This is a genomic window from Neorhizobium huautlense (genome assembly GCF_030811685.1).
In the GTDB taxonomy this organism is placed as follows: Bacteria; Pseudomonadota; Alphaproteobacteria; order Rhizobiales; family Rhizobiaceae; genus Neorhizobium; species Neorhizobium huautlense_A.
The window spans coordinates 1-25,325 of the sequence record NZ_JAUSRF010000013.1 but is presented as its reverse complement, the minus strand read 5'-3'; the positions used below and the strand labels follow the sequence as shown (position 1 = coordinate 25,325).

Genomic DNA, 25,325 nt, shown 5'->3' with positions numbered 1-25,325 from the left:
CGGCTTATCGGCCGAGCCGTTTTATGCAGTCCAGAATATCCGTTTCGCAGACCGGCACATCCCCGCGTGCTGTCGGGTCTTCCAGCCAGCGGCGATAGGCGCCGCGAATTTCCACGTCCTTGTAATTATGAATTTTTGCTTTTCTGCCGCTGCGGCTTTTTTCGAGTGCCTGCGGCGTCACCGCCATATGGAAGGCGAGCTGCTTGTAGCGCCACGGCTCGGCACCTTTTTCGTGCTCGAACACGATCACGTGGACATAGGGATCGTCGGCACGTTCCGGCATCGCCTTATAGGCAACCGCCCAGCGTACCGTTTTACCCGATACGGAGAGGATGACGTTTTCCTGTTGCATCTGTTGTGCCTGTGCCGGGATTGCAGAGGACAGGAAAGGCAGTGCGAGCGCCGTAACAAGACGCAGCCGCATCAGCGCATCACCTCGAAACATTTGCACACCGCACCGTCGGCCAGCCTATAGGTCACAAAACCCATCTTCTCATAATAGGCCTGCCCCTCGGCATTCTTCTCGCCGATAAACGCCTCGATCTTTTCGAGGCCTGCTTCGACAGCTGCCAGTTTCGTCACCTCGAACAATTGTCGTCCGATACCGCGTCGGGCAGCCAGAGGCGAAACATGCGTGCCGACAATCCCCCAGCCGGCCGGCGTTTCGTAGCGGTTGCCTTGCCGGGCAAAAATCAGCGATTGAAGTCCGAGCGCCGAGCCATCGTCATCCACCGCCAGCGAGCAGCGAATGCCGTCAGGATTGTTGATGTAGTGGGAAAGCACAAAAGCCTCGTCGGCAGGGGCGGTGCGTTTGCCCGCCTGAACGAGCAGTTGCAACATGGCGCTCATGGCCGGGGCATCATTCGGTATTGCGGTTCTGATTTGCATGCCGCCAGTGTCGGCCGATCCCACATCGATGGTCAAGCATCGTCCGGCCGGGTTTTTGATGCTCCGGCCGGCAGATGTCGATGATTCCGGCTTATTGCAGCGGAACGTTGGCGGCCTTGATCACCTCGGCCCATTTGGTCGTTTCGTTGCCGATAAAAGTCTTGAACTCGGCCGAGGTGTTGCCGACGGGGGTCGCGCCCATGCCCTTGATCTTGGCCACCATGTCCGGATCGGCCATGATTGCCTGCACTTCGCGGCTCAGCTTCTCGACAATTTCCGGCGGCGTGTCGGCGGGCGCAAACAGGCCGTGCCACGAGGTCGCCTCGAAGCCGGGAATGGTCTCCGCCATGGTCGGCACGTCGGGCAGAAGCTCGGCCTTTTCGAGGCTGGTGACGGCCAGCGCCCGCACCTTGCCGGCCTTCACCTGCTGGGCGGCGGTGGGGATGTTGTCGAACATCATGTCCACATGGCCGGCCACCACATCCATGATCGCCTGGCTCGATCCCTTGTAGGGCACATGGTTCATCGTCACGCCCGCCTTGGTCGCCAGCAGTTCGCCGGCGAGGTGGATCGATGTGCCGGTGCCGGATGAGGCGTAGCTGATTTCGCCCGGTTTGGTTTTCAGGAACTCGATCAGTTCCGGCACCGTTTTGGCCGAAATCCGTTCCGGGTTGACCACCAGAACGTTGGGCAGGGTGGCAATCAGCGAAATCGGCGCAAAGCCTTTCGCCTTGTCATAGGGCAGTTCCTTGTAGAGCGTCTGGTTGATCGCATTGGAACTGACCGTACCCATGCTGATCGTGTAGCCATCCGGTTCGGCGCGGGCGAGTTCCCCAAGTCCGATATTGCCACCGGCGCCCGGCTTGTTTTCCACGAGGAAGCGTTGCCCCAACCGCTGGTCCAGTCGCTCCCCGACGAGGCGCGCAAACGCATCGGTATTGCCGCCGGCCGCGAACGGCACGAGGATCGTGACCGTTTTCGATGGATAATCCTGAGCCCCTGCGAAGGTGGAAAACACGGTTGCCACGGTCGCCAGCATAAAAACGCGCGAAAATTTCATGAAACATCTCTCCCATTGATGGTCATGTGCGAAACATCCACCCCTCGAACTCCTCCCCGAGACTGCGGATATATGCACTCTCCGCGAGAATGTCTGACAATGCAAGCGTCAGTCATATTATCTCGTTGTGACCACTCTCAGATGTGGATGCAGCGTCTTTGCAGATTGAGATCGGCCACGCGCGGCACTATCAACTCCGGCAACGATCTGCTCTGATTGATCGGATAAAAATCGCTCCTGCGCGGGTCTGTTAAAACATGTCGTCAGTTTCATCCCGGTCGTTCAGGCGACGTTTGCTTTCGATGTCGCCATTGGCGCTTGCCTGCGCAGTCGCTTTTTCCTCCGTTCCCGTCCGGGCAGAGGAGGGCGCGATTGATCCCGCCGCTGCCGAAACCTGCGTCGCGGTGTTCACCGTCATGGCTTACGCCTATGCCGACGATGATCTGAAAGAGCGGCTGCTGGAAGAGAAGAAGGTTTTGGCACGCGCACACATCCGGCCGCAGCAGGATGTCGTTTCTGCGCAAGTGCAAGCCTCTGAGGTTCAGGCTCCGGACGTGCCTTCGTCGGAAGCCCAGATCCCGCAGTCGCTGTCATCGGAAGATCGCATCCAGCACATCATGGATGTGCTGACCGAGATGATGCTCAGTGAGCCGGTAAAAGCGCAGGGCATCGCAAAAGAGTGCTTTCGCCAATATCCGCCGGAGATCGAACTGAACTGAACTGCCGGTTTCCGTTGCGCTGCAGCAAATCTGTGTCCTTCCGGTCACGTCTCAACACGCCCGCGTGAGCGGAAGTTTTGCTGACACGAATCGGCCATATTGCTATGTGACCGCCAAGCTACACAAAGCCGTCTTGCGTCTGTTTTTCCGCGCCCAGCTGCTGCGGAAGACGCAACGATTTTTAACCATATCCGTTTAGGGATGTTGCCTTATGCCTACGGATGAGATGGACAGGAAAATGTCGAAGAAGATTGGATCTGAACTGATTTCCCGCCGCACGATGCTTCGCACGGCGGTTTCCGCCGGTGCAGCGGCGCTTGCGGCACCGGCGCTCGCGCAATCGGCAATCGATGATCTGATCAATGCGCCGCGCCGCGGTGGCTGGGACGACCAGTTCGATGCGCGCTCCTCTTCCAGCGCCAGCGTCAGCACCAACAATCCGGTTCTCGGCCCCTCCGGCCCGCAAAATATCCAGACGGCGATCATGGAGTATCAGGGCATCGTCCAGAACGGTGGCTGGCCGGAAGTCAATTCCGGCCAGACCCTGCGTCTCGGCGTCAACGATCCGGCCGTGCAGCAGTTGCGCCAGCGCCTGATGATATCGGGCGACCTTTCGCGTCAGGCCGGCATCTCGACAGCGTTCGACAGCTATGTCGATGGCGCGGTCAAGCGTTTCCAGTCCCGCCATGGACTGCCGGCAGACGGCGTTCTCGGAGAATTTTCGGTCAAGGCACTGAATGTTCCCGCACAGACACGCCTTGCGCAGCTCGAAACCAACCTCATCCGTCTTCAGGCGATGTCGGGCGACCTTGGCCCGCGCTACATGATGGTCAACATTCCGGGCGCTTACGTCGAGGCCGTTGAAAACGACCGCGTGGCACTGCGCAATACCGCCGTTGTCGGTCGCATCGACCGCCCGACCCATGCCATCAATTCCAAGGTCTACGAGGTCATCCTCAACCCTTACTGGACCGCGCCGCGCTCGATCATCGTCAAGGATATCGTCCCGCTGATGCGCAAGGACCCGACCTATCTGACACGCAACCAGATCCGCTTGTTCGACAACAAGGGGCAGGAAGTGGCTCCGGAAACGGTTGACTGGCACGCTGAAAAGGCACCGAACCTGATGTTCCGTCAGGACCCGGGCAAGATCAACGCCATGGCGTCCACCAAGATCAACTTCCATAACCCGAACAACGAATACATGCATGACACGCCTCAGCAGGGCCTGTTCAACAAGCTCATTCGTTTCGAATCTTCCGGTTGTATCCGCGTCCAGAACGTGCGTGACCTGAATGCATGGCTGCTCAAGGAAACGCCTGGCTGGTCGCGTCAGGAAATGGAACGCGTCATCGCCACCCGCCAGAACACGCCGATCAAGCTGGCGCAGGAAGTGCCGGTTTATATCGTCTACATCACCGCATGGTCGGCGAAGGACCGCGTCGTGCAGTTCCGTGACGATATCTATCAGGCCGACGGCAACCAGGAACTGGCTCTGCAGACCACGACCGGTATCGAGCAGCGCCAGGGCGCGCTCACCGAAAGCGACATGCTGCCGCAATAATCGACCGTCGATATTTGACAATCGTCAAGCGCCCTTCCGTTTTGCGGGAGGGCGTTTTGATTTTTAGCGCGATCGTCGACAAAGATATGGGGTGTGGCGCGCCATCAGGCCTGCAAATGTCGTTCACCGTATTGCCCTGATGTCGCCAGCCCGCTAAGACGCCTGACATCGCTTGCCCACCCCTTCGAGGAGCCTTGCATATGTCGACGACCGACGTTTTCTTTTCCCGCCCGCTGGCCGAAACCGATCCTGAAATCTTTGGCGCGATCGGCAAGGAGCTCGGTCGTCAGCGTCACGAAATCGAGCTGATCGCATCGGAAAACATCGTCTCGCGCGCCGTGCTCGAAGCCCAGGGCTCGATCATGACCAACAAGTACGCGGAAGGTTATCCGGGCAAGCGCTATTACGGCGGTTGCCAGTTCGTCGATATCGCCGAAGAGCTCGCCATCGAGCGCGCCAAGAAACTGTTTGGCGTCAACTTCGCCAACGTGCAGCCGAACTCGGGTTCGCAGATGAACCAGGCCGTCTTTCTGGCTCTCCTGCAGCCGGGCGACACGTTCATGGGCCTCGACCTCAACTCGGGTGGTCACCTGACGCACGGTTCGCCGGTCAACATGTCCGGTAAATGGTTCAACGTCGTGTCCTACGGCGTGCGCGAAGGCGACAACCTGCTCGACATGGATGCCGTTGCCGAAAAGGCCCGCACCCACAAACCGAAACTGATCATCGCCGGCGGCACCGCCTATTCCCGCATCTGGGACTGGAAGCGTTTCCGCGAGATTGCCGATGAAGTCGGCGCCTACCTCATGGTCGACATGGCCCACATTGCCGGTCTCGTTGCCGGTGGCCAGCATCCGTCGCCGTTCCCACATTGCCACGTTGCCACCACCACGACCCACAAGTCGCTGCGCGGTCCGCGCGGTGGCGTGATCCTGACGAACGACGAGGATCTGGCAAAGAAGTTCAACTCGGCCGTTTTCCCCGGCCTGCAGGGCGGCCCGCTCATGCACATCATCGCCGCCAAGGCAGTTGCCTTCGGTGAAGCGCTGCAGCCTGATTTCAAGGACTACGCGGCCCAAGTCGTCAAGAATGCCAAGGCGCTTTCGGAAACGCTGGTTGCCGGCGGTCTCGACATCGTTTCGGGCGGCACCGACAACCACCTGATGCTGGTCGACCTGCGCAAGAAAAACGCCACCGGCAAGCGCGCCGAGGCAGCACTTGGTCGCGGTTACATCACCTGCAACAAGAACGGCATCCCGTTCGATCCTGAAAAGCCGTTCGTCACCTCCGGTGTCCGCCTCGGCACGCCGGCTGGCACGACGCGCGGTTTCAAGGAAGCCGAGTTCAAGGAAATCGGCAATCTCATCGTCGAGCTGCTGGATGGCCTGAAGGCTGCCAATTCCGACGAAGGCAATGCCGCCGTTGAAGCATCGGTACGCGAAAAGGTCGTTAAGCTGACCGATCGCTTCCCCATGTACCCCTACATGTAATCTTGAGGACTGATCGCGAATGCGCTGCCCCTATTGCGGATCCGAAGACACGCAGGTGAAGGATAGCCGCCCGGCGGAGGATGCAACATCCATCCGCCGGCGTCGCATCTGCCCGGATTGCGGCGGACGTTTCACCACGTTCGAACGCGTGCAGCTGCGTGAGCTGATGATCGTCAAGAAAACCGGCCGCAAGGCTCCTTTCGACCGCAACAAGCTGGTGCGGTCGTTCCAGATTGCGCTTCGCAAGCGCCCGGTCGATCCTGATCGTATCGAACGTGCCGTCTCGGGCATCGTCCGGCGTCTGGAAAGCTCCGGCGAGGCGGAAATTTCGTCGGAAGAAATCGGTCTGCAGGTTCTCGAGGCCCTGAAAAGCCTCGATGACGTCGCCTTCGTGCGTTACGCTTCGGTCTATCGCGATTTTTCCCATGCGGAAGACTTTGAAAAGGTCATCGCCGAGATCAACGCAAAGATCGGCCGCGACAGCGTCGTGGAGCCCTGATCGTGACGCCGGAGCGTAGCGCGCCCGAAGATGATCGCCGTTTCATGGGCGAAGCCATCCGGGTGTCACGAACGCATACCGGCCTCACCGATACCAATCCCTCCGTCGGTTGCGTCATCGTCAATGGGGGCGAAATCGTCGGCTCCGCCGTCACCGCCATCGGTGGTCGGCCACATGCTGAAACCCAAGCCATCGCCATCGCCGGGGACAGGACACGCGGCGCCACCGCTTACGTCACGCTCGAACCCTGTGCCCATTGGGGCCGAACGCCGCCCTGCGCCAATGCGCTGGTCGATGCCGGTATTGCCCGTGTCGTGGTTGCCGTCACCGATCCCGATCCGCGCGTGGCAGGGCAGGGGCTGAAGATCCTGTCCGATGCCGGCATCACCGTCGAAACCGGACTGATGGAAGAGGAGGGCAGGCGAGCGCTTGCCGGTTACCTCATGCGCCAGACGAGCAGCCGGCCTTATGTCACTCTCAAACTTGCCGTTTCCGCCGATGGCATGCTTGGTCGGCGTGGTGAAGAGATTGCCATTACCGGTGCTGAAGTGCGCGAAGAGGTGCATCACCTGCGCGCCGAAAGCGACGCCATTCTGGTCGGTATCGGCACTGTTCTGTCCGACGATCCCGAATTGACGGTGCGTATTACGGGGCTTGAGGATCGTTCGCCGGTGCGCATCGTGCTGGATCGGGACGGACGGTTTCCGCTAACCTCGCGGCTGGCGCAGACGTCGGATATCGTGCCGGTGATCGTGGCGAATATCCGTGACATGGCGAACGAGACAGGTCACGAGCCTGTTCATGACGCATCATGCCGGTGCGGCCACCACGATCATTCCGAAGAAGCCAAAGCGCGGCTGACCCCGATCAACCACCTGGAAGTTTCCAACCTTGGCGCTCTCCTCAAAACCCTCGCCACCCGTGGCCTCTCCACCCTGCTGGTCGAAGGCGGCGCCACGGTCGCAAGCGCGTTCCTCGCGCAGGACCTCGTTGATCGCATCGTCCTTTACGTGAGCGACACGATCGTCGGCGAGGGTGGTCTTGAATCGCCGCTGACGCCATCCGATATCCCGGCCAGCTTCACTTTTCTCGGCAGCGCCACGGTCGGCGCAGATCGCCGTTATGAATACGAAAGGTCCGCCTGATGTTCACTGGTATCGTCACCGATGTCGGCACCGTTTCCGCCATCACACCCATGGACGAAGGCGTAAAGCTGCGCATCGACACCGTTTATGATCCGAAGACGATCGATATGGGCGCCTCCATTTCCCACGCCGGCGTCTGCCTCACCGTCACCGGCCTGCCGGGCGAGGGGTCCAACGAGCGCTGGTTCGAGGTCGAGGCCTGGGAAGAGGCGCTGCGCCTCACCACCGTTTCGAGCTGGGTCGAAGGCACGAAAGTCAATCTTGAGCGCGCGCTGAAAATCGGCGACGAACTCGGTGGCCACATCGTGTCCGGCCATGTTGATGGCACGGCCGAAATCCTGTCGGTGGAGCCGGAAGGCGAGGCTGTACGCATCCGCCTGCGTGCGCCCGAACATCTGGCGCGTTTCGTCGCGCCCAAAGGCTCTGTCGCGCTCGATGGCACGTCGCTTACCGTCAACGCGGTTGAAGGTACGGATTTCGATATCCTTCTGATCCGCCACACGCTCGGTGTTACCAGCTGGGGTGAACGCAAGGCCGGCGATCGCGTCAATTTCGAGGTCGATACCATGGCTCGTTATGCCGCCCGCCTTGCCGAATTCCCGCAGCCGCAAACACAGCCTTAAGGAACCTCGACGCTTCTCCGGAACCAAACCTGTCACCCGTCGTTACGGGTGACTTCGTGTCGGAGGAGCAAAGCATGAAGCTGGTGCTGATTTCCACATCCATAGGCGTGGCGCTTCTGGCCGTCGCCGCCACATACGTTCTGCCATCCATGCATGGGGTCGCGAAATCACGCGAATATGCGCAGTCGAACTTCACGTTCTCCATCAAAAACTGAGTATCTTTCCGGTTGCGGTGTCGTTTGCAACCGTCAAGTGGCGGCGTTCGCCGCGTTGTTTCCACAATTGATTGCATTGTTGCGACAATATCTCGGAAACGACTATTAAGTGACTCTATGTATTGATAAAATTACTGCTGATAAAATCGTGTTTAATCAAATTTAAACCACGGTAAGACTAGGTATATTCTCGGCAGTAAGGGGTGTCTTTGTCGCGATGTTAGCGATGTCGGCTGCCATGCAAGAAATTTTCATCGACAGATCTTCCTGAAGTCGGCTGCGCTTTCGCACGGCCGGGCGCGGTCGTCTGTGCGCCATTCGGAACCCGCCATGTTGCAATATCTCGATAATGCAAAAATCCGCACCAAGATCGTCTTCCTTGTCGCCCTGATGGGCATCATTTCCTTCACTGGTCTTGTTTATGTCAGCGCCCAGTTCAAGGATGCCGACAAGCGTTATACCGATTTCATCGGCCACGAGAGCCTGGCATCCACGCTTAATGCGCGCGCGACCGGCGGTCTGCTTCAGATGGGTCTTCAGCTTGGCCTGATGCAGGTCAACGATCCTGCCTCGCCGGAATTCGCAGCCGCCGTGAAGAAATATCAGGGCGATCTCGTCCTCATGAAGGAACGCGTCGCAAAGACCGCCGAACTGGTTCCGTCGCGCGCTCCCGCCGTCGCCGACATGCTGAAGGCCGTCGATGAATTCGACCAGATCGGCAAGCGCGTCATCGCGCTTTCGCAGGCAGGCCAGACCATGCAGGCGCGCGCCGTGATGCGCGAAGCCGGCGCCAAGGTCATGGCCACCCTGCCGTTGTTTGCCACCGGCAATGACGAATTGATGAAGGCGGTCGACCAGGGGGCTGCAAATCTGACCGCAGAAAACGGCGTGACCATCATGGCCGGCCCGATCGTGCTTGGTATCGTCATCGTCGCCATGGTCTTCATGGCTCTCTATATCGCGACCGTCAGCATCGTCGGCCCGATCAACCGCCTGAATGCCCGCATGGTGTCGCTGTCGGAAGGTGATACCGCTGGCGAAATTCCGGGCCTCGTCCGCAAGGATGCGGTCGGCCAGATGGCCAAGGCCGTTGCCATTTTCCGCGATCAGGCTCTCGAGGCCACCCGTCTTTCCCGCGAAGCCGATGCCGGCCGCAGCCAGTCGGAACAGGAGGCCCGCACCCGCGACGCCGCCAAGGCCAAGGATGCCGCCGATACCAAGGCTGCCGTCGATGCGCTTGCGCTCGGCCTGCAGCGCCTGTCTGATGGCGATGTCGCCTATCGCATCAACCAGCCTTTCGTCGATCATCTCGATCAGCTGCGCGGCAATTTCAACGCTTCGCTTGAAAAGCTGCAGGCAACGCTGAAGACTGTCGGCGGCAATGCCGCTGCCATTTCCTCGGGCGCCGATGAAATCCGCTCGGCTGCCGACGACCTTGCCAAGCGCACCGAAAAGCAGGCCGCTTCGCTGGAAGAAACCGCAGCCGCCCTCGACGAGATGACCACCACCGTACGCGACAGCGCCAGACGCGCCGAAGAGGCCGGTATTCTGGTCGAAAAGGCCCGCAATGAGGCCGAACGTTCCGGCGATGTCGTCCGCAAGGCCGTCTCCGCCATGGAAGAGATCGAGAATTCTTCCGGTGAAATCTCCAACATCATCGGCGTCATCGACGACATCGCCTTCCAGACCAACCTGCTGGCTCTTAACGCCGGTGTCGAAGCGGCACGTGCAGGCGAAGCCGGCAAGGGGTTTGCGGTCGTTGCCCAGGAAGTGCGCGAACTGGCGCAGCGTTCGGCCACCGCCGCCCGCGAGATCAAGGTGCTGATCGGGAAGTCCGGCGGTCATGTCCGCACCGGTGTCGATCTGGTCGGCGAAACCGGCGAGGCGCTGGATGCCATCCAGCATGAGGTCAAGGAAATCTCCACGCTGGTGCGTGCCATCATCGAGGCTTCGCGCGAACAGGCAAACGGCATTCAGGAGATCAACACCTCCATCAATGCCATGGACCAGAGCACCCAGCAGAATGCCGCGATGGTGGAAGAATCCAATGCTGCAAGCCATGGTCTGGCCAGCGAAGCCGCAGCGCTCACGCATCTGCTCGGTCAGTTCAACATCGGCAATGGTGGGGCCGGTACCAATATGGGCGCCCGTCCGGTCGCCGTACCGCAGGTCGCCACGAATGGGGCGCGTCCGGTTGCCTCGCCGGCCCGCCAGATGGTCAACAACCTGGTCCGCCGGGTTTCGGGTGGCGGCGCTGCTGCTGCTGCCGCAGCTCCCTCGGGCGATGCCTGGGAAGAGTTTTGATAAAGCACTTTTGACAAGTACTTTTGCATGATGCGCAGAGGCCGGACGAGCGATCGTCCGGCCTCTTTTCATGTCGGCATTCTATGATGGTTCAGCGCGCGCCGTTGATGATGTTGCAAAGGCCTTCGCGGACGATCTTCTTGTCGGTCAGCTGACCGGCCTGAATATCGAAGATCGCATCGACGCGCACATTGGCACCCTGCTGGCGGGCAACGACACGCAGCGTCTGGATGCGGCCGGAACCGGTGGTCTCCTGAAACGCGTTGATGGATGACAACCCCTTGTCGATCTTCACGCCGTCAAAACCCTCAGCCGACACCGCCTGCGCCAGCTTCTGCAGCATGGCGGGTGCCTTTGCCTTCGGGAACACTTCGAACGTGCGATAGCTCATGGCGCTCAACATCGGAACGCCGCTGACCTTGAAATTCGTGTCACATGGCGCCGCATTGGCAGCACCGGCAATCAATCCCGCTGTTACCAGCGAGAGGCAAAACAGTCTCATTCCCCAATCCTTCACGAAAACGTTACGTAATGGATCGGGAAATTAGGAGAGCCTGTCGGCTTCGCAAGTGCCAATGCTTGGCAGTTTGACAAATAGGGAAAGAATACCCTGCCACGTGCTCAGGCTTCTTCGGTTTCCTCAGCACGCAGGGCGCGGATGATCTTGGCGCAATCGGCATTGGCCGGCGAAAGCAGCGTGACCGGATCGACCATGCCGAAACCGACACCGATGGCATTGGCCGCAGCCCAGCCCCAGTTCTGTTCGGCCATTTCCAAGAGCCGCGGGCCTTCGGTCGTCACGCAGCTTCTGGCCGCATCCATCAGTTCGGGCGAGGGCAACCGATCGCTCAGTTCCGCCTGCAGGGGCGTGACGACGAAAATGGCGAAGAGATAGCTGAAGAAATCGGACAATCGGGGCTCCTGAATGTTTTCAGCTATCTGGGTATCGGGAATGCTCAGCACAAGAATGCCTGTGGGGCACACCATGCAGATTATCGCCCTCCATGCCTTCCGATCCGGCCTGACGATCACCCAGTGCGGGGCCTCAAACGCCTCCGAACAGGTTCCTGCGCGATCGATAGGGATACCCGTAAAATCCCGGGGCCAGACATCCCTGATCCGTCACCCGTCATCCGCGTGCTTCAGCCCCATCAAATCCGCTTGCGGCGGCCCCGCAACCGGAGTATCAGCCCGCCATCATATGGCGTCGAAACGGCAGGCGGACCGCGAAACGGATCTGTCGCAACAACCGTCTCGCAACCGGCGTCCTGGAGCGCCTCCACATCATGAAAATTAAAGCGGCATCTGCCGTCGGCGGCAACGCCATCCTGGCCGGCATTTCCCTGATGCTTATCGGCATTCTCATGTTCGCCCTGAACGACGCCATGGGCAAATGGCTGGTCGCCAGTTTTTCCGTCGGGCAGGTGCTTTTGATCCGCTCGTTCGGGGCCTTCGTCGTCCTCGGCCCGATGCTGGCCAAACGCCCGCTCAAAGCGCTTTATGTCGTCGAAAAACCGTCTCTGCAGCTCATCCGCGTCGTCATGGCCACGGCCGATACCGGCCTGTTTTACGCCGCCGTGATCTACCTGCCGCTTGCCGATGTCATGACCTTCTATATGGCTGGCCCGATCTATGTGGCGGCGATCTCGCATTTCCTGCTCGGCGAGCGTATCGGCTGGCGTCGCTGGATGGCGGTCGCCATCGGTTTCATCGGCGTTCTCGTGGCCCTTCGCCCATCGGAAGCCATGCTGTCATGGCCGTCGATCTTCGGCCTGGTCGGCAGCCTGTCCTTTGCGCTGTCCATGGTGCTCGGCCGCGTCCTGCGCACCACATCCGATACCACGCTCGTGACCTGGCAGACGATCGGCTGCCTCGTCACCGGTGCTGTGCTGAGTGTGGGCGCGTGGAATACATTCGATCTGCAGCAGTTGCTGGCCATGCTTCTGCTCGGTATCGTGTCCTGCTCGGCGCATCTGATGATCACCCGGTCGCTGAAGCTGGCGCCGGCATCGGTTCTGGCGCCGCTGCAATATACGCTTCTGCTCTGGGCAATCGCTTTCGGCTGGGCCTTCTTCGGCGATTTCCCTGATAACCAGACCCTCATCGGCGCCGCCATCATCGTGTTGTCGGGCCTGTTCATCTTCCACCGAGCCAAGGTGAAGGACGAGGAGCCGCTCGTCCCCAACAATTCCAGCCACGGCTAGCCTTCGAAAGAGCGACCGTCAGGTCGCTCTTTCCGCATTCTGTTCGACCGCATTCTGCTCGGCCTCGTCGTTTTCGATCGCGCCTTGCACCATTTCTTCCGTCACGCGGAATTCGGCGCGAATAGGCGACAGGATCGGGGCCGGCGCAATCGGCACGGCCGGCGCCGGTACCACTTTCTGACGGCGACGCCAGATCAGGAAGACGACCAGCACGGCGTTGAGAATGCCAAACGACCAGAACAGCCCGGCCTCGCCGAACTCGGTCATCACGGACGAGATCGCCAGCGGGCTCATGGCCGAGCCGAACGAGTTGATCAGCAGCAGGCCCTGGATCATCGGCACAAGCGCATCATGCGAGGCATTGTCGGCGGCATGGCTGACCGCCACCGGATACATCGCGAAAATGCAGCCGCCCAGCAGGAACAGAAGAACGATCAGCAGCGACGAAGCCGGCGGCAGCAGGATGATGGCGGCCGACAGGACGACGCTCAAGAGCCCGAGCGCGATCATCACCACGCGCCGGTCCTGCATGTCGGACCAGCGGCCGACGGGATATTGCAGCACCATGGCACCGAGAATGACGCTTGCCATCATCAAGCCGACATTCTGCACGTCGAGCCCGATGCGCTGCAGATAAAGCGGCAGCAGCGTATAGACCGCGCCGATGGCGATGCCGGAGCCGAAACAGCCGGCGACACCGGCGGGCGCATCGGCAAACAGCCGCCGTGGGCTGAGTGCTTCTACCTTTTCCACCAGCGGTGCCGTGCGCGGGATCATCGCCATCGGCAAGACCGACAGCGAGGCCAGCATGCCGGCCACGATGAAGGGTTCGACCGGTCCCCAGCTGTCTACCATGCCAAGCCCCATCTGGCCCAGCATGCCGGCGCCGTACAGCGCGATCATGTAAAGCGCCAGCAGCCGGCCGCGCATCTTCTGGTCGCCGGCCAGAAGCAGCCAGCTTTCCACCACCAGAAACACGCCGACAATCGCCCAGCCATTGATCAGGCGCAGAAAAAGCCAGATCCACGGATCGGTGGTCAGTGCCTGTGCCATGGCAGTCACGGCGGTCAGCGAGGCAAAACTGCTATAGGCGCGTATATGGCCGGTGCGCACGATCACCCGGTCGCCGAACAGCGCGCCAAGCGTGAGGCCGAAAAAATAGGCGGACGAAATCAGCCCCACCATCAGCGGCGAGGTGCCGGCGGCATCCAGCCGCAGCGTGGTGAGCGAAGACAGAAAACCGTTGCCGATACTGATGATGAAAAGGCCGAGAAGCGGTGCCAGCACCATTGCCAGCAATTGCGGAGACATGAAGACCTCGAAAAATGCGAATGCGGCCTGCCGACGGCTCGAAGTGCTCAGTCGCGTACTGACCCGCGACAAGGGCGTCAGGCATATGCGTGAGACGGAGATCCAAACGGGCGCAGGCTCGCAGCGACACATATAGTCTCAGACGCGACAAGCTTTCCTTTTTGCGACTTGCGCACGTCGCAAAACAGATAATGTCGAATGATTGCGACATGAATGTCACGGCGGCAACATGTCTTCGGTCGCCCGCCGCCGTCTCCTGCAATTTTCTGTGGTTTTTACGGAACCCATCTTCCGTATTTTGCCCGGCAGGATCAAAACACCGCCATGGCCAAGCTCTATTTCCATTACGCGACGATGAACGCCGGCAAGTCGACCATGCTCTTGCAGGCTTCCTACAATTATCGCGAACGCGGCATGCGGACGGTGATTTTTATCGCGGCGCTGGATGATCGTGCGGGTGCCGGCAAGGTGGCGTCGCGAATTGGCCTGTCATCGGATGCCATTCCCTTCGGTCCCGCTGACGATCTGTTCGCGCAGATCGAGGCAATGCACGCCGAGGAACCTGTCGCCTGCGTTTTTGTCGACGAGGCGCAATTCCTGTCGGCCGAGCAGGTCTGGCAATTGGCTCGCGTCTCCGATCGAATCGGCGTACCTGTGATGGCTTACGGTCTTCGCACAGATTTTCAGGGGAAACTTTTCCCCGGCTCGCATGAGTTGCTGGCCATCGCCGATGAATTGCGCGAAGTCCGAACCATCTGCCATTGCGGCCGCAAGGCGACCATGGTCGTGCGTATCGGGGCGGATGGAGAAGTGGTGCACGAGGGAGCCCAGGTCGAGGTCGGCGGCAATGATCGCTACGTCTCGCTGTGCCGCAGGCACTGGGAAGGGCGGCTGCGTTGCGATTGAGGCAGCCGTGTGGCGCTAAGCATTTGAAATTCCGTCAAACGCGGATTTTTGATTAAAATCCCCAGAGTTTTTGCAGGAAGGTGCTCATAATTCTTGACGAAATTTTCACCTTCTATACTATATATAGTGTTCGAGGCCGTTTCGATTCTATGATCGAAGGCTGAGGCGGAAACACGGTAAGTGCTGCCTATGATGGGCTGTATGATGCCTGTTTCGTCCCTGTACCTGCAGTGGTGAGCAATGATCGACCGGTCTCGGGCGCGTAATGCGTCGGGCGACAGGCCGGAAGCTCGGGCCAGCAGGGCAGGATGCCGGTCTTGTAACGAAAGTCCACGGGCGGGGGTCCGAAAGGTCGCGTAAAGGCGGAATGATATCGCTTGCGCTGTGCCTGGAATGCTCTCGCATGAAATGCTTCGGAGTGAAGTTTTGTGTTCTTGAGTTTCGATCGATGCCAACGCGAATGATGGGCGTGTAAGCGCCCGGTAGCGACCGTTTTCTCTCCTAGTAAGTTACCCAACGGACATCAGGCGGATGTCCGAATGCCTGTCCATGCCTATCTGACACGAGGATCCATTATGAACATCACCGTTTACAGCAAGCCTGCCTGCGTTCAGTGCACCGCGACTACCCGCGCGCTCGACCGTCAGGGCATCGACTACAAGATCATCGACGTTTCCGCCGATGCGGATGCCTATGAGCTCGTTCAGGGCCTCGGTTATCGTCAGGTGCCGGTTGTCATCGCCGGTGAGCAGCACTGGGCCGGTTTCCGCCCTGACATGATCAGCTCGCTCTCTTAAGGTTGAAGGGCGATGGGCGAGATCGTCTATTTTTCCTCCAAGTCGGAAAATACCCATCGCTTCGTGGAAAAGCTGGGCCTCACGGCCCGGCGTATTCCGATCCGAAGCGAAGAGACGCTCGCCGCGCGCGACCCCTATGTCCTGATCGTGCCGACCTATGGCGGCGGTGAGAACAAGGGCGCCGTTCCAAAACAGGTGATCCGCTTTTTGAACGATGCGGACAACAGATCCAACATTCGCGGTGTGATTGCCGCGGGCAACACCAATTTCGGCGCAGGCTATTGCATCGCCGGTGACATCATTTCCGCCAAGTGCCAGGTGCCTTATCTCTACAAGTTCGAGCTTCTGGGCACTCAGGAAGATGTCGACAACGTCAGACACGGATTGGAACGATTTTGGACGCGACAAACTTCGAGAAGCCAATGAAGACGGCTGAAACCGGGCTCGATTATCACGCGCTCAACGCCATGCTGAACCTTTATGACGAGCAGGGCCATATCCAGCTCGACAAGGACCGGCAGGCGGCCAAGCAGTATTTTCTGCAGCACGTCAACCAGAACACGGTCTTCTTCCATAACCTGCGCGAAAAGCTCGATTACCTCGTCGTCGAGGGCTATTACGAGCGCGAGGTTCTGGACCAGTATTCGTTCAATTTTGTCCGTGACCTGTTCGACCACGCCTATGACAAGAAGTTCCGCTTCCCGACCTTCCTCGGCGCGTTCAAATATTACACCAGCTACACGCTGAAGACCTTTGACGGAAAACGCTATCTCGAGCGTTACGAAGACCGTGTCTGCATGGTGGCGCTGGCGCTTGCCCGCGGCAACGAGCAGCATGCCCGCGAACTTGTCGACGAGATCATTTCCGGCCGTTTCCAGCCGGCAACCCCGACCTTCCTCAATGCCGGCAAGAAGCAGCGCGGCGAGCTCGTCTCGTGCTTCCTTCTGCGTATCGAAGACAACATGGAATCGATTGGTCGCTCGATCAATTCGGCGCTGCAGCTGTCCAAGCGCGGCGGCGGTGTGGCCTTGTCGCTCACCAACCTTCGTGAAATGGGCGCGCCGATCAAGCAGATCGAAAACCAGTCCTCCGGCGTCATCCCGGTGATGAAGCTTCTGGAAGACTCATTCTCCTACGCCAACCAGCTCGGTGCGCGTCAGGGGGCAGGGGCCGTCTACCTCAACGCTCACCACCCGGACATCATGCGCTTCCTCGATACCAAGCGCGAAAACGCCGACGAAAAGATCCGCATCAAGACCCTGTCGCTCGGCGTGGTCATTCCGGACATCACGTTCGAACTCGCCCGCAACAACGAGGACATGTACCTGTTCTCGCCGCATGACGTGGAGCGCGTTTACGGCGTACCGTTCACCGAAATCTCGGTGACGGAAAAGTATCAGGAAATGGTCGAGGACGGCCGCATCAAGAAGAAGAAGATCAAGGCACGCGACTTCTTCCAGGTTATCGCCGAGATCCAGTTCGAAAGCGGTTACCCCTACATCATGTTCGAGGACACGGTGAACCGCGCCAACCCGATCGCCGGCCGCATCACCATGAGCAACCTTTGCTCGGAAATCCTGCAGGTCAGCGAAGCGAGCGAGTTCAACGACGATCTGTCCTATTCCAAGATGGGCAAGGACATTTCCTGCAATCTCGGCTCGCTCAACATTGCCGCCGCGATGGACAGTGCTGATTTCGGCCAGACGATCGAAACCTCGATCCGCGCTCTGACCGCCGTTTCCGAGATGAGCAACATTACCTCGGTTCCGTCGATCGCACAGGGCAACCACGACAGCCACGCCATCGGCCTTGGCCAGATGAACCTGCACGGCTATCTCGCCCGCGAACGAATCTTCTATGGTTCGGAAGAAGGCGTCGATTTCACCAATATCTATTTCTACACCGTGACCTATCACGCGGTGCGCGCCTCCAACCTGCTCGCCGTCGAAAACGGCAAGAGCTTCAAGGGGTTTGAAAACTCGAAATACGCCACCGGTGAATATTTCGACAAGTATACCGAGCAGGAGTGGAAGCCCGCGACCGAGCGCGTAGCCGAACTGTTCGACAAGGCCGGCATCCACATCCCGACCCAGGAAGACTGGGCGAAGCTGAAGGCTGCCGTCATGGAAGGCGGGCTCTATAACCAGAACCTGCAGGCTGTGCCGCCGACCGGCTCGATCTCCTACATCAACCACTCGACCTCCTCGATCCACCCGATCGTGTCCAAGATCGAGATCCGCAAGGAAGGCAAGATCGGCCGCGTCTATTACCCGGCTGCCTTCATGACCAATGACAACCTCGATTATTATCAGGATGCCTACGAGATTGGACCTGAGAAGATCATCGACACCTATGCGGCGGCCACCCAGCACGTCGACCAGGGCCTGTCGCTGACGCTGTTCTTCCGCGATACCGCGACGACCCGCGATATCAACAAGGCGCAGATCTACGCCTGGAAGAAGGGCATCAAGACCATCTACTACATCCGCCTTCGCCAGATGGCGCTGACCGGCACGGAAGTGCAGGGCTGCGTATCCTGCGCGCTTTGATTTCGCTGCCAGCCACCCGCAACGTCTATGGCGCTTGCGGGTGTCGGCCTTGCTGACATTCGGGAATGACCATGAACGCCCTAGCCAAGACCAAGGCCGCGAAACCCGCCGCCGCCATCCGCGCCATCAACTGGAACCGCATCGAGGACGACAAGGATCTCGAGGTCTGGAACCGTCTGACGAGCAATTTCTGGCTGCCGGAAAAGGTGCCGCTTTCCAACGACATCCCGTCCTGGGCGGCGCTTAAAGCCAATGAGCAGCAGCTCACCATCCGCGTTTTCACGGGCCTGACGCTTCTCGACACGATCCAGAACGGCGTCGGTTCGGTGCGCCTGATGGAAGATGCCGCCACGCCGCATGAAGAGGCCGTGCTTTCCAACGTTTCCTTCATGGAAGCCGTGCACGCGCGCTCCTATTCCTCGATCTTCTCGACACTCTGCTCGACGCCCGACGTCGACGATGCCTATCGTTGGTCGGAGGAAAACGAGTTCCTGCAGCGCAAGTCGGCGCTGATCATGGAACAGTATGAAAGCGGCGATCCGCTGAAGAAGAAGGTGGCTTCGGTCTTCCTCGAAAGCTTCCTGTTCTATTCGGGCTTCTATCTGCCGATGTACTGGTCGAGCCGTGCGCGTCTCACCAACACCGCCGACCTCATTCGTCTCATCATTCGCGACGAAGCGGTGCACGGTTATTACATCGGCTACAAGTTCCAGCGCGCCGTCGAGCTTCTGCCGGAGGAAAAGCGTCAGGAGATCAAGGATTTTGCCTTCGAACTTCTGCTGGAACTTTACGACAACGAAACCAAGTACACCGAAGCGCTTTACGATGGCGTGGGCCTGACGGAAGACGTCAAGAAGTTCCTGCATTACAACGCCAACAAGGCGCTGATGAACCTCGGTTACGAGGCGCTGTTCCCGGCCGAGGCCTGCAAGGTCAACCCGGCCATCCTTTCGGCACTGTCGCCCAATGCCGATGAAAACCACGACTTCTTCTCCGGCTCCGGCTCGTCCTATGTCATCGGCAAGGCGGTCGCGACGGAAGACGACGACTGGGATTTCTGAGGAAGAAAACCGATTTCAGCCAGCCTTGAACGGCTGCGAAAACGAGACGAGGGCGCACCGCATCCGGTGCGCCCTCGCATTTGTTTTAGCGGTGGTCATCGCGGCAGAATTCCCGCAACTCACTGACCGGAATTCGCTGCCGCTCAACGCCAAGCGCAATCAGGAACCGAACAGCGCGACACCGATGGCGAAGAGGCCGCCGGCGATGGCCGGGAAAGCCCAGTATTTCATGGGAATGAAAAACAACGTATGGCGCGGGCCGTTGAGGATCATTTCCTCGCCAGTCTCCTTGTCGATGACCAGGCGGCCAGGGCTTTCGAGCGCCTTGCCGCTGAACCAGATGGCCGGCGCAGCCAGCAGCAGGGCGATGGCCGATGCCACGACACGCTCCGCATCGGCGCCATCGCCGTAAATGCCGTCAACCATCAGGTTCATGATCACCCATATGCCAAAAGCGATAGCCGGCACCAGAAAGCCCAGGCCACTCCACACGATCATGCTGTTTTCCTTTCGAAATGAATGTCCGCAATCTTGAAATGTTGCGGTCATAGTCGCCTGATCGATGGCACTGCAACGATAATCCGGTTGCCACTGTGCGATAGGGTAAAAATCCGTCGTATAATTTCGCTGAGCGCCCCTTTCATCACGGCTTTCGGCATCCATTTACCGAGGGACCGTCCTTCATCAATTTCGGAAAAATGCACGTGAAGAAGCTTCTGCTCGCCCTCCTGTTCCTTGCTCCGGCATCCTATGCCGCGGGCGATGACCTTTACGACAAATGCATGGCCGAGGCCGATGGCACCAATCCGGGTTTTGGAAAATGCGGCGGTGAATGGGTGGCGCGCGCCGATGCGAAGCTGAACGCGGTATGGAAGGAGGTCTATTCGAACCTCGAAGACGCCAGCAAGAAGGACATGCTGGCCGAACAAAGGCTGTGGAACGCCTACAAGGAAAAGTCATGCGACTTTTTCGCCAATGGCGATTTCGGCCGGGAAGGGCAAGTCATCCATTTTCCGGCCTGCCGCGCGCAGACGATCGAGGCGCGGATCAAGCAACTGGAGCAGTTTCGCGATGGTGAATACTGAGCCGGATGCGCGTTTGAAAACCGAACAGGCATGAGGCTGAAATCCCCTTGCCAACGCCTTGGCAAAGCGCAAGCATGCAGAGAGCACGGGGCAGCCATGGCTAAAAAGGCTTGCCATTCCCGGCCCGACATGGTTTGACCCGGCCAATTCGCGGCGCTTATGCGTCGCCTTCATTATCAGGACATCGCAAATGCCTACGGAAAACCCTCATCTTCTGATCGTCGAGGCGCGTTTTTACGACGATATGGCCGATGCGCTGCTCGATGGCGCAACCACCGCCATCACCGCCGCCGGCGCCACCTATGATGTCATCACCGTTCCCGGTGCGCTCGAAATTCCGCCGGCGATTGCCATGGCGCTCGATGGTGCCGACAATGGCGGCACCCATTATGATGGTTTTGTCGCGCTCGGCATGGTCATCCGCGGCGAGACCTATCACTTCGATATCGTTGCCAATGAATCCTCGCGTGCGCTGATGGATATGGCCGTGTCGGAATCGCTTGCCATCGGCAACGGCATCATGACCGTCGAAAACGACGAGCAGGCTTGGGCTCGCGTGCGCCGTTCGGAAAAGGACAAGGGCGGTTTTGCCGCGCGCGCCGCGCTCACCATGATCGCCCTTCGCGAAAAGCTGGCGGGCTGACATCATGACACGTGAAAACGAACATCCGGTCAAACCGGCAAACCAGCGTGGTGCTGCCCGTCTCGCCGCCGTTCAGGCGCTTTACCAGATGGATATCGGCGGCACCGGCGTGCTTGAAGTCGTTGCCGAATATGAGGCGCATCGTCTCGGCCAGGAGCTCGACGGCGACACCTACCTGAAGGCCGATCCTTCATGGTTCCGCTCGATCGTGTCGGGCGTGGTCCGCGATCAGGAAAAGATCGACCCGATGCTGCGTTCCGCGCTGCAGGAAGACTGGCCGCTGTCGCGTCTGGATTCCACGTTGCGTGCGACACTGCGTGCCGGCACGTTCGAATTGATCGAACGCAAGGACGTCCCCGTCGCCGTCATCGTAACGGAATATGTCGAGATCGCCCGCGCCTTTTTCGAGGGTGAAGAACCCAAGATCGTCAACGCGGTTCTCGACCGTCTCGCCAAGCAGATCCGGGGCGACACCAGGAAATAAGCAGGGAAGAAGACAATGGATGCGTCTGGGGCAACCGCGCCTTCACATGGCCTTGAAGGGCAGCTGAAAACCGCCAGACGCAATGTCCTCATTCTCTCCGTCGCGCAGGCCATTCTGGGGTCCGTCGCGCCGCTTACCATTTCGATCGGCTCGCTTGCCGGCTACCAGCTCCTGAGCCTCGACAAGTCGCTCGCCACGCTGCCGGTCACCGGTTTTAATGCCGGCACGCTTTTGGGCGCGGTGCTCATCGCGTTCCTCGCCCGAATGCTCGGACGTCCGCAAGCCTTCATGCTCGGTGCAGTCATTGGTGCAATGGGTGGTGCGCTGGCCACCATCGCTCTGTTCCGCGGCGATTTCTGGCTGTTTGCCGCAGCACTCACCCTCATCGGCACCTGCAGCGGCTTCACGCAAAAAATCAGGTTTGCCGCCGCCGATGCTTCTCCATCATTCTTCAAGGCCAAGGCGATTTCGTGGATTCTCGGGGCGGGGGTCATCTCCGCCGTCATCGGTCCGCAGCTTGCCATCTGGGCCAAGGATGTTTTCGAGCCCTTCACCTTTGCCGGCACTTTCCTCGCCATCGTGCCGTTGGCGATTCTTGCGATCGGTATCCTGTTTTTCCTGAAACTTCCGGCGCCGAAAGCTGCGGCCGAACACGCGGAAGAGGCCCGTCCCCTGCGGCAGATTGTCGCCACGCCGCGGTTCATGACCGGCATGATCTGCGGTATCGGCACCTATTCTCTGATGAGTTTCGTGATGATCGGCGCGCCGCTTGCCATGGTCATCGGCTGTGGTTTCCCGACTGAAATGGCGACGCTCGGCATTCAGTGGCACGTGCTCGCCATGTTCGCGCCGAGCTTTTTCACCGGCATGCTGATCACCCGCTTCGGTGCTGAAAAGCTGGTGATGTCAGGGCTTTTCATCCTCATGGCCTGCGCGGTCATCGCCCATATGGGCATTGAACTCTGGAATTTCTGGGGGGCATTGGTGCTGCTCGGCATCGGCTGGAATTTTGGTTTCATCGGCGCAACCGCCATTGTCGCCTCCAGTTACCGCCCGGCGGAAGCCGACAAGGTGCAGGGTTTCCACGATATCATCCTGTTCGCCTGCGTCGCGGCGTCGTCTTTCTCCTCCGGCAAGGTGTTTACCGCCTATGGTTGGTCGGTGATGAACCTCGTCATCTGGCCGGTGGCGATTGTCTGCCTTCTGCTCGTGCTTAATCTCCTGCGCCTGCAGAGCCGCCAGTCGGCCGCTTGAGCCTCACTGTCGCAGCGCGCAAAATCCTGATGATCGTCAACGACACCGTCCCATAGCGAAACTAGCATCATGCGTCCGTTCTCGGACGGTTGTGAGGCGGGGCTTGACGCACTCGCGCCCGCGCAGCAATCTCGCGGTCGCGCTGCACAGCCGTCCTTGGGAGGGGAGGGTTTTGGCGCCCGGCCTTTTCAGGCCCATACCTAATGCATTTTTGGCGTTGCGTTTTTTGGAGAGGAAAAACGAATGACAGTGCTTACAGGGGTAATCATCTGCGGACTTCTGTCGATCGTCTACGCCGTCTGGGCGACACGATCGGTTCTCGCCGCGGATCAGGGCAATGCCCGCATGCAGGAAATCGCAGGCTATATTCGCGAAGGCGCACAAGCCTATCTCACCCGTCAGTATATCACCATCGGCATTGTCGGTGCGGTCGTAACCGTTCTTGTCTGGCTGCTTCTGTCCGGTCTGGCCGCATTCGGCTTCGTCATCGGCGCGGTCCTGTCCGGTCTTGCCGGCTTTATCGGTATGCATGTCTCGGTGCGCGCCAACGTCCGCACCGCGCAGGCATCCTCACAAAGCCTTGCCGCCGGTCTCGACATCGCCTTCAAGTCCGGTGCCATCACCGGCATGTTGGTGGCGGGCCTGGCGCTTCTCGGCGTTGCCATCTATTTCGCCATTCTCACGGGTGCCCTCGGTCATGACCCCGGTTCGCGCACCGTCATCGATGCGCTCGTCTCGCTCGGTTTCGGCGCATCTCTTATCTCGATCTTCGCTCGTCTGGGCGGCGGTATCTTTACCAAGGGGGCGGATGTCGGCGGTGATCTTGTCGGCAAGGTTGAAGCCGGTATCCCGGAAGACGATCCGCGCAACCCGGCAACCATTGCCGATAACGTCGGCGACAATGTCGGCGATTGCGCCGGCATGGCCGCCGACCTGTTCGAGACCTACGCCGTCACCGTGGTCGCCACCATGGTTCTGGCCGCCATCTTCTTTACCGGCACGCCAACGCTTGCCGCCGCCATGCTGTATCCGCTCGCCATCTGCGCGGTCTGCATTCTCACCTCCATCGTCGGCACGTTCTTCGTGCGGCTCGGCGCCAATGGCTCGATCATGGGAGCGCTCTACAAGGGCCTGATCGCAACCGGCGTCCTGTCGATTGCAGGCCTTGCCGCCGCCACTGCCTTCACCATCGGCTGGGGTTCCATCGGCACCGTCGCCGGCAAGGAGATCACCGGGGCTAACCTGTTCATCTGCGGCATCGTCGGCCTCATCGTCACGGCGCTGATCGTCGTCATTACCGAATATTACACCGGCACCAACAAGCGCCCGGTCAATTCGATCTCGCAGGCCTCGGTCACCGGTCACGGCACCAATGTCATCCAGGGTCTGGCCGTCTCACTCGAATCGACCGCTCTGCCGGCCATCGTCATCTGCGGCGGTATCATCGCCACCTACCAGTTTGGCGGCCTGTTCGGCACCGGCATTGCCGTCACCACCATGCTCGGTCTGGCCGGCATGATCGTTGCGCTCGATGCTTTTGGCCCGGTCACCGACAATGCCGGCGGTATCGCCGAAATGTCGGGCCTGCCGCCGGAAGTGCGCAAGGCCACCGACGCGCTCGATGCGGTCGGTAACACCACCAAGGCCGTTACCAAGGGTTATGCCATCGGTTCGGCGGGTCTGGGCGCACTCGTGCTCTTTGCCGCCTATTCCAACGACCTTGAATATTTTGCCGCCAATGCCGCCCAGTATCCCTATTTCGAAGGCGTCGGCGCCATTTCCTTCAGCCTGTCCAATCCTTATGTCGTCGCCGGCCTGATCTTCGGCGGTCTCATTCCCTACCTCTTCGGCGGCATCGCAATGACGGCGGTGGGCAAGGCTGCAAGTTCGATCGTCGAGGAGGTGCGTCGCCAGTTCCGCGAAAAGCCCGGCATCATGCAGGGCACGGAGCGTCCTGATTACGGCCGCGCCGTCGACATGCTGACACGCGCTGCGATCAAGGAAATGATCCTGCCGTCGCTGCTTCCGGTTCTGGCACCCATCATCGTCTATTTCGGCGTGTTGCTGATTTCCGGATCCAAGGCCTCGGCATTCGCCGCTCTCGGCGCTTCACTGCTGGGCGTCATCGTCAACGGTCTGTTCGTGGCAATCTCGATGACCTCGGGCGGTGGCGCGTGGGATAATGCCAAGAAGAGCTTTGAGGATGGTTTTGTCGACAAGGACGGCCAGCGTCACCTGAAGGGGTCGGATGCCCACAAGGCCTCCGTCACCGGCGATACGGTCGGTGATCCTTACAAGGATACGGCAGGCCCGGCCGTCAATCCGGCAATCAAGATCACCAATATCGTTGCACTGCTTCTGCTTGCCGTGCTGGCGCATTGAGCGATAACGCCCAGACATGAAAAAAAGCCCGCGAGACCAGAGGTTTCGCGGGCTCAGACTGCTGACAAACCCCGTCATTTTTTGGCGGGGTTTTGTTTTATGCGAACCACCGGGTTTGCCGGCCGCGTTCGAATGAGGCAAT

The 25,325-nt window shown here is 59.6% G+C and carries 26 protein-coding genes; 19 read left to right on the top strand and 7 right to left on the bottom strand.

What is annotated here, in order from left to right; translation table 11 throughout:
• Positions 1–4 precede the first annotated feature (4 nt).
• The 3 genes from J2T09_RS18800 to J2T09_RS18790 form a co-directional block, all read right to left on the bottom strand.
• Entirely contained in the window at positions 5–424 is a 420-nt protein-coding gene (locus J2T09_RS18800; protein ID WP_306837499.1) for a DUF5086 family protein, read from the bottom strand.
• The gene (locus tag J2T09_RS18795) at positions 424–849 is read right to left on the bottom strand and encodes a GNAT family N-acetyltransferase (RefSeq protein WP_306837497.1); all 426 of its coding nucleotides are present in this window, start codon (positions 847–849) and stop codon (positions 424–426) included. Before J2T09_RS18795 ends, J2T09_RS18800 begins: the two co-directional genes overlap by 1 nt.
• A gap of 130 nt (positions 850–979) precedes the next feature.
• Complete coding sequence (locus J2T09_RS18790; RefSeq protein ID WP_306837496.1) at positions 980–1,948, bottom strand: Bug family tripartite tricarboxylate transporter substrate binding protein; 969 nt, start codon at positions 1,946–1,948, stop codon at positions 980–982.
• Between the two features lie 311 nt (positions 1,949–2,259).
• Here J2T09_RS18790 and J2T09_RS18785 point away from each other — a divergent pair, with 311 nt between their 5' ends.
• The 8 genes from J2T09_RS18785 to J2T09_RS18750 all read left to right on the top strand — a co-directional run bounded on the left by J2T09_RS18785 (position 2,260) and on the right by J2T09_RS18750 (position 10,507).
• Positions 2,260–2,667 (top strand): hypothetical protein, encoded by a 408-nt coding sequence (locus J2T09_RS18785; protein ID WP_306837494.1) that lies wholly within the window; start codon positions 2,260–2,262, stop codon positions 2,665–2,667.
• Positions 2,668–2,905: 238 nt separating this feature from the next.
• Positions 2,906–4,231, top strand: coding sequence for a L,D-transpeptidase family protein (locus tag J2T09_RS18780; RefSeq protein WP_306837492.1), 1,326 nt, complete (start codon positions 2,906–2,908; stop codon positions 4,229–4,231).
• Positions 4,232–4,431: 200 nt separating this feature from the next.
• The gene (gene glyA / locus J2T09_RS18775) at positions 4,432–5,721 is read left to right on the top strand and encodes a serine hydroxymethyltransferase (RefSeq protein ID WP_373458519.1); all 1,290 of its coding nucleotides are present in this window, start codon (positions 4,432–4,434) and stop codon (positions 5,719–5,721) included.
• Positions 5,722–5,740: 19 nt separating this feature from the next.
• Complete coding sequence (gene nrdR, locus J2T09_RS18770; protein WP_306837488.1) at positions 5,741–6,220, top strand: transcriptional regulator NrdR; 480 nt, start codon at positions 5,741–5,743, stop codon at positions 6,218–6,220.
• Between the two features lie 2 nt (positions 6,221–6,222).
• Positions 6,223–7,365: a bifunctional diaminohydroxyphosphoribosylaminopyrimidine deaminase/5-amino-6-(5-phosphoribosylamino)uracil reductase RibD gene (gene ribD / locus J2T09_RS18765; RefSeq protein ID WP_306837486.1), complete on the top strand. Its 1,143-nt coding sequence runs from the start codon at positions 6,223–6,225 to the stop codon at positions 7,363–7,365.
• Positions 7,365–7,988: a riboflavin synthase gene (locus J2T09_RS18760; protein WP_306837484.1), complete on the top strand. Its 624-nt coding sequence runs from the start codon at positions 7,365–7,367 to the stop codon at positions 7,986–7,988. The genes ribD and J2T09_RS18760 overlap by 1 nt, the downstream gene beginning before the upstream one ends.
• 74 nt (positions 7,989–8,062) lie before the next feature.
• The gene (locus J2T09_RS18755; RefSeq protein ID WP_306837483.1) at positions 8,063–8,203 is read left to right on the top strand and encodes a hypothetical protein; all 141 of its coding nucleotides are present in this window, start codon (positions 8,063–8,065) and stop codon (positions 8,201–8,203) included.
• 330 nt (positions 8,204–8,533) lie between these two features.
• Positions 8,534–10,507: a methyl-accepting chemotaxis protein gene (locus J2T09_RS18750; RefSeq protein WP_306837481.1), complete on the top strand. Its 1,974-nt coding sequence runs from the start codon at positions 8,534–8,536 to the stop codon at positions 10,505–10,507.
• 91 nt (positions 10,508–10,598) lie between these two features.
• Here J2T09_RS18750 and J2T09_RS18745 read toward each other — a convergent pair whose 3' ends face one another.
• Together J2T09_RS18745 and J2T09_RS18740 are read right to left on the bottom strand one after the other, a co-directional pair.
• Positions 10,599–11,009, bottom strand: coding sequence for a hypothetical protein (locus J2T09_RS18745; protein ID WP_306837479.1), 411 nt, complete (start codon positions 11,007–11,009; stop codon positions 10,599–10,601).
• Between the two features lie 119 nt (positions 11,010–11,128).
• Positions 11,129–11,494, bottom strand: coding sequence for a hypothetical protein (locus J2T09_RS18740; RefSeq protein ID WP_373458518.1), 366 nt, complete (start codon positions 11,492–11,494; stop codon positions 11,129–11,131).
• Between the two features lie 299 nt (positions 11,495–11,793).
• On the opposite strand from J2T09_RS18740, the gene J2T09_RS18735 reads away from it, so the two are divergent.
• Positions 11,794–12,711, top strand: coding sequence for a DMT family transporter (locus J2T09_RS18735; protein WP_306837477.1), 918 nt, complete (start codon positions 11,794–11,796; stop codon positions 12,709–12,711).
• An 18-nt stretch (positions 12,712–12,729) separates the two neighbouring features.
• On the opposite strand, the gene J2T09_RS18730 is transcribed toward J2T09_RS18735, so the two are convergent.
• Positions 12,730–14,022: an MFS transporter gene (locus J2T09_RS18730; protein WP_306837475.1), complete on the bottom strand. Its 1,293-nt coding sequence runs from the start codon at positions 14,020–14,022 to the stop codon at positions 12,730–12,732.
• A 324-nt stretch (positions 14,023–14,346) separates the two neighbouring features.
• Between J2T09_RS18730 and J2T09_RS18725 the strand changes: the two genes are divergently transcribed.
• The 5 genes from J2T09_RS18725 to nrdF all read left to right on the top strand — a co-directional run bounded on the left by J2T09_RS18725 (position 14,347) and on the right by nrdF (position 19,335).
• A complete protein-coding gene (locus J2T09_RS18725; protein ID WP_306837474.1) occupies positions 14,347–14,928 on the top strand; it encodes a thymidine kinase in 582 nt (193 codons plus the stop codon).
• 575 nt (positions 14,929–15,503) lie between these two features.
• The gene (gene nrdH, locus J2T09_RS18720; protein WP_306837471.1) at positions 15,504–15,725 is read left to right on the top strand and encodes a glutaredoxin-like protein NrdH; all 222 of its coding nucleotides are present in this window, start codon (positions 15,504–15,506) and stop codon (positions 15,723–15,725) included.
• Positions 15,726–15,737: 12 nt separating this feature from the next.
• Positions 15,738–16,151 carry a class Ib ribonucleoside-diphosphate reductase assembly flavoprotein NrdI gene (nrdI, locus tag J2T09_RS18715; protein ID WP_306837469.1) on the top strand — a complete coding sequence of 138 codons (414 nt, stop codon included), beginning with the start codon at positions 15,738–15,740 and terminating at the stop codon, positions 16,149–16,151.
• Positions 16,148–18,274 carry a class 1b ribonucleoside-diphosphate reductase subunit alpha gene (gene nrdE, locus J2T09_RS18710; protein ID WP_306837466.1) on the top strand — a complete coding sequence of 709 codons (2,127 nt, stop codon included), beginning with the start codon at positions 16,148–16,150 and terminating at the stop codon, positions 18,272–18,274. Before nrdI ends, nrdE begins: the two co-directional genes overlap by 4 nt.
• A 71-nt stretch (positions 18,275–18,345) precedes the next feature.
• The gene (nrdF, locus tag J2T09_RS18705) at positions 18,346–19,335 is read left to right on the top strand and encodes a class 1b ribonucleoside-diphosphate reductase subunit beta (protein ID WP_306837464.1); all 990 of its coding nucleotides are present in this window, start codon (positions 18,346–18,348) and stop codon (positions 19,333–19,335) included.
• Positions 19,336–19,494: 159 nt separating this feature from the next.
• Here nrdF and J2T09_RS18700 read toward each other — a convergent pair whose 3' ends face one another.
• Complete coding sequence (locus J2T09_RS18700; RefSeq protein WP_306837460.1) at positions 19,495–19,833, bottom strand: hypothetical protein; 339 nt, start codon at positions 19,831–19,833, stop codon at positions 19,495–19,497.
• Between the two features lie 206 nt (positions 19,834–20,039).
• Between J2T09_RS18700 and J2T09_RS18695 the strand changes: the two genes are divergently transcribed.
• From J2T09_RS18695 to J2T09_RS18675, 5 genes are all read left to right on the top strand, one after another.
• A complete protein-coding gene (locus J2T09_RS18695; RefSeq protein WP_306837458.1) occupies positions 20,040–20,420 on the top strand; it encodes a lysozyme inhibitor LprI family protein in 381 nt (126 codons plus the stop codon).
• 190 nt (positions 20,421–20,610) lie between these two features.
• A complete protein-coding gene (ribH, locus tag J2T09_RS18690; protein ID WP_112728394.1) occupies positions 20,611–21,063 on the top strand; it encodes a 6,7-dimethyl-8-ribityllumazine synthase in 453 nt (150 codons plus the stop codon).
• Between the two features lie 4 nt (positions 21,064–21,067).
• The gene (gene nusB / locus J2T09_RS18685; protein ID WP_373458516.1) at positions 21,068–21,547 is read left to right on the top strand and encodes a transcription antitermination factor NusB; all 480 of its coding nucleotides are present in this window, start codon (positions 21,068–21,070) and stop codon (positions 21,545–21,547) included.
• 15 nt (positions 21,548–21,562) lie between these two features.
• A complete protein-coding gene (locus tag J2T09_RS18680; RefSeq protein ID WP_306837454.1) occupies positions 21,563–22,801 on the top strand; it encodes an MFS transporter in 1,239 nt (412 codons plus the stop codon).
• Between the two features lie 243 nt (positions 22,802–23,044).
• Complete coding sequence (locus J2T09_RS18675) at positions 23,045–25,183, top strand: sodium-translocating pyrophosphatase (protein WP_306837453.1); 2,139 nt, start codon at positions 23,045–23,047, stop codon at positions 25,181–25,183.
• The last annotated feature ends 142 nt before the right edge of the window (positions 25,184–25,325 follow it).

Excerpts from the sequence above, each read along its gene's own strand:
- J2T09_RS18755 (WP_306837483.1), top strand. The coding sequence starts at position 8,063 with ATGAAGCTGGTGCTGATTTCCACATCCATAGGCGTGGCGCTTCTGGCC.
- nrdE (WP_306837466.1), top strand. The coding sequence starts at position 16,148 with ATGAAGACGGCTGAAACCGGGCTCGATTATCACGCGCTCAACGCCATG.
- J2T09_RS18700 (WP_306837460.1), bottom strand. The coding sequence starts at position 19,833 with ATGATCGTGTGGAGTGGCCTGGGCTTTCTGGTGCCGGCTATCGCTTTT.
- ribH (WP_112728394.1), top strand. The coding sequence starts at position 20,611 with ATGCCTACGGAAAACCCTCATCTTCTGATCGTCGAGGCGCGTTTTTAC.
- J2T09_RS18745 (WP_306837479.1), bottom strand. The coding sequence starts at position 11,009 with ATGAGACTGTTTTGCCTCTCGCTGGTAACAGCGGGATTGATTGCCGGT.
- nrdI (WP_306837469.1), top strand. The coding sequence starts at position 15,738 with ATGGGCGAGATCGTCTATTTTTCCTCCAAGTCGGAAAATACCCATCGC.
- J2T09_RS18725 (WP_306837474.1), top strand. The coding sequence starts at position 14,347 with ATGGCCAAGCTCTATTTCCATTACGCGACGATGAACGCCGGCAAGTCG.
- J2T09_RS18780 (WP_306837492.1), top strand. The coding sequence starts at position 2,906 with ATGTCGAAGAAGATTGGATCTGAACTGATTTCCCGCCGCACGATGCTT.
- J2T09_RS18680 (WP_306837454.1), top strand. The coding sequence starts at position 21,563 with ATGGATGCGTCTGGGGCAACCGCGCCTTCACATGGCCTTGAAGGGCAG.
- J2T09_RS18800 (WP_306837499.1), bottom strand. The coding sequence starts at position 424 with ATGCGGCTGCGTCTTGTTACGGCGCTCGCACTGCCTTTCCTGTCCTCT.
- J2T09_RS18790 (WP_306837496.1), bottom strand. The coding sequence starts at position 1,948 with ATGAAATTTTCGCGCGTTTTTATGCTGGCGACCGTGGCAACCGTGTTT.
- nrdR (WP_306837488.1), top strand. The coding sequence starts at position 5,741 with ATGCGCTGCCCCTATTGCGGATCCGAAGACACGCAGGTGAAGGATAGC.
- J2T09_RS18740 (WP_373458518.1), bottom strand. The coding sequence starts at position 11,494 with ATGGTGTGCCCCACAGGCATTCTTGTGCTGAGCATTCCCGATACCCAG.
- nusB (WP_373458516.1), top strand. The coding sequence starts at position 21,068 with ATGACACGTGAAAACGAACATCCGGTCAAACCGGCAAACCAGCGTGGT.
- nrdF (WP_306837464.1), top strand. The coding sequence starts at position 18,346 with ATGAACGCCCTAGCCAAGACCAAGGCCGCGAAACCCGCCGCCGCCATC.
- glyA (WP_373458519.1), top strand. The coding sequence starts at position 4,432 with ATGTCGACGACCGACGTTTTCTTTTCCCGCCCGCTGGCCGAAACCGAT.
- J2T09_RS18675 (WP_306837453.1), top strand. The coding sequence starts at position 23,045 with ATGACAGTGCTTACAGGGGTAATCATCTGCGGACTTCTGTCGATCGTC.
- nrdH (WP_306837471.1), top strand. The coding sequence starts at position 15,504 with ATGAACATCACCGTTTACAGCAAGCCTGCCTGCGTTCAGTGCACCGCG.
- J2T09_RS18735 (WP_306837477.1), top strand. The coding sequence starts at position 11,794 with ATGAAAATTAAAGCGGCATCTGCCGTCGGCGGCAACGCCATCCTGGCC.
- J2T09_RS18730 (WP_306837475.1), bottom strand. The coding sequence starts at position 14,022 with ATGTCTCCGCAATTGCTGGCAATGGTGCTGGCACCGCTTCTCGGCCTT.
- J2T09_RS18795 (WP_306837497.1), bottom strand. The coding sequence starts at position 849 with ATGAGCGCCATGTTGCAACTGCTCGTTCAGGCGGGCAAACGCACCGCC.
- J2T09_RS18760 (WP_306837484.1), top strand. The coding sequence starts at position 7,365 with ATGTTCACTGGTATCGTCACCGATGTCGGCACCGTTTCCGCCATCACA.
- J2T09_RS18750 (WP_306837481.1), top strand. The coding sequence starts at position 8,534 with ATGTTGCAATATCTCGATAATGCAAAAATCCGCACCAAGATCGTCTTC.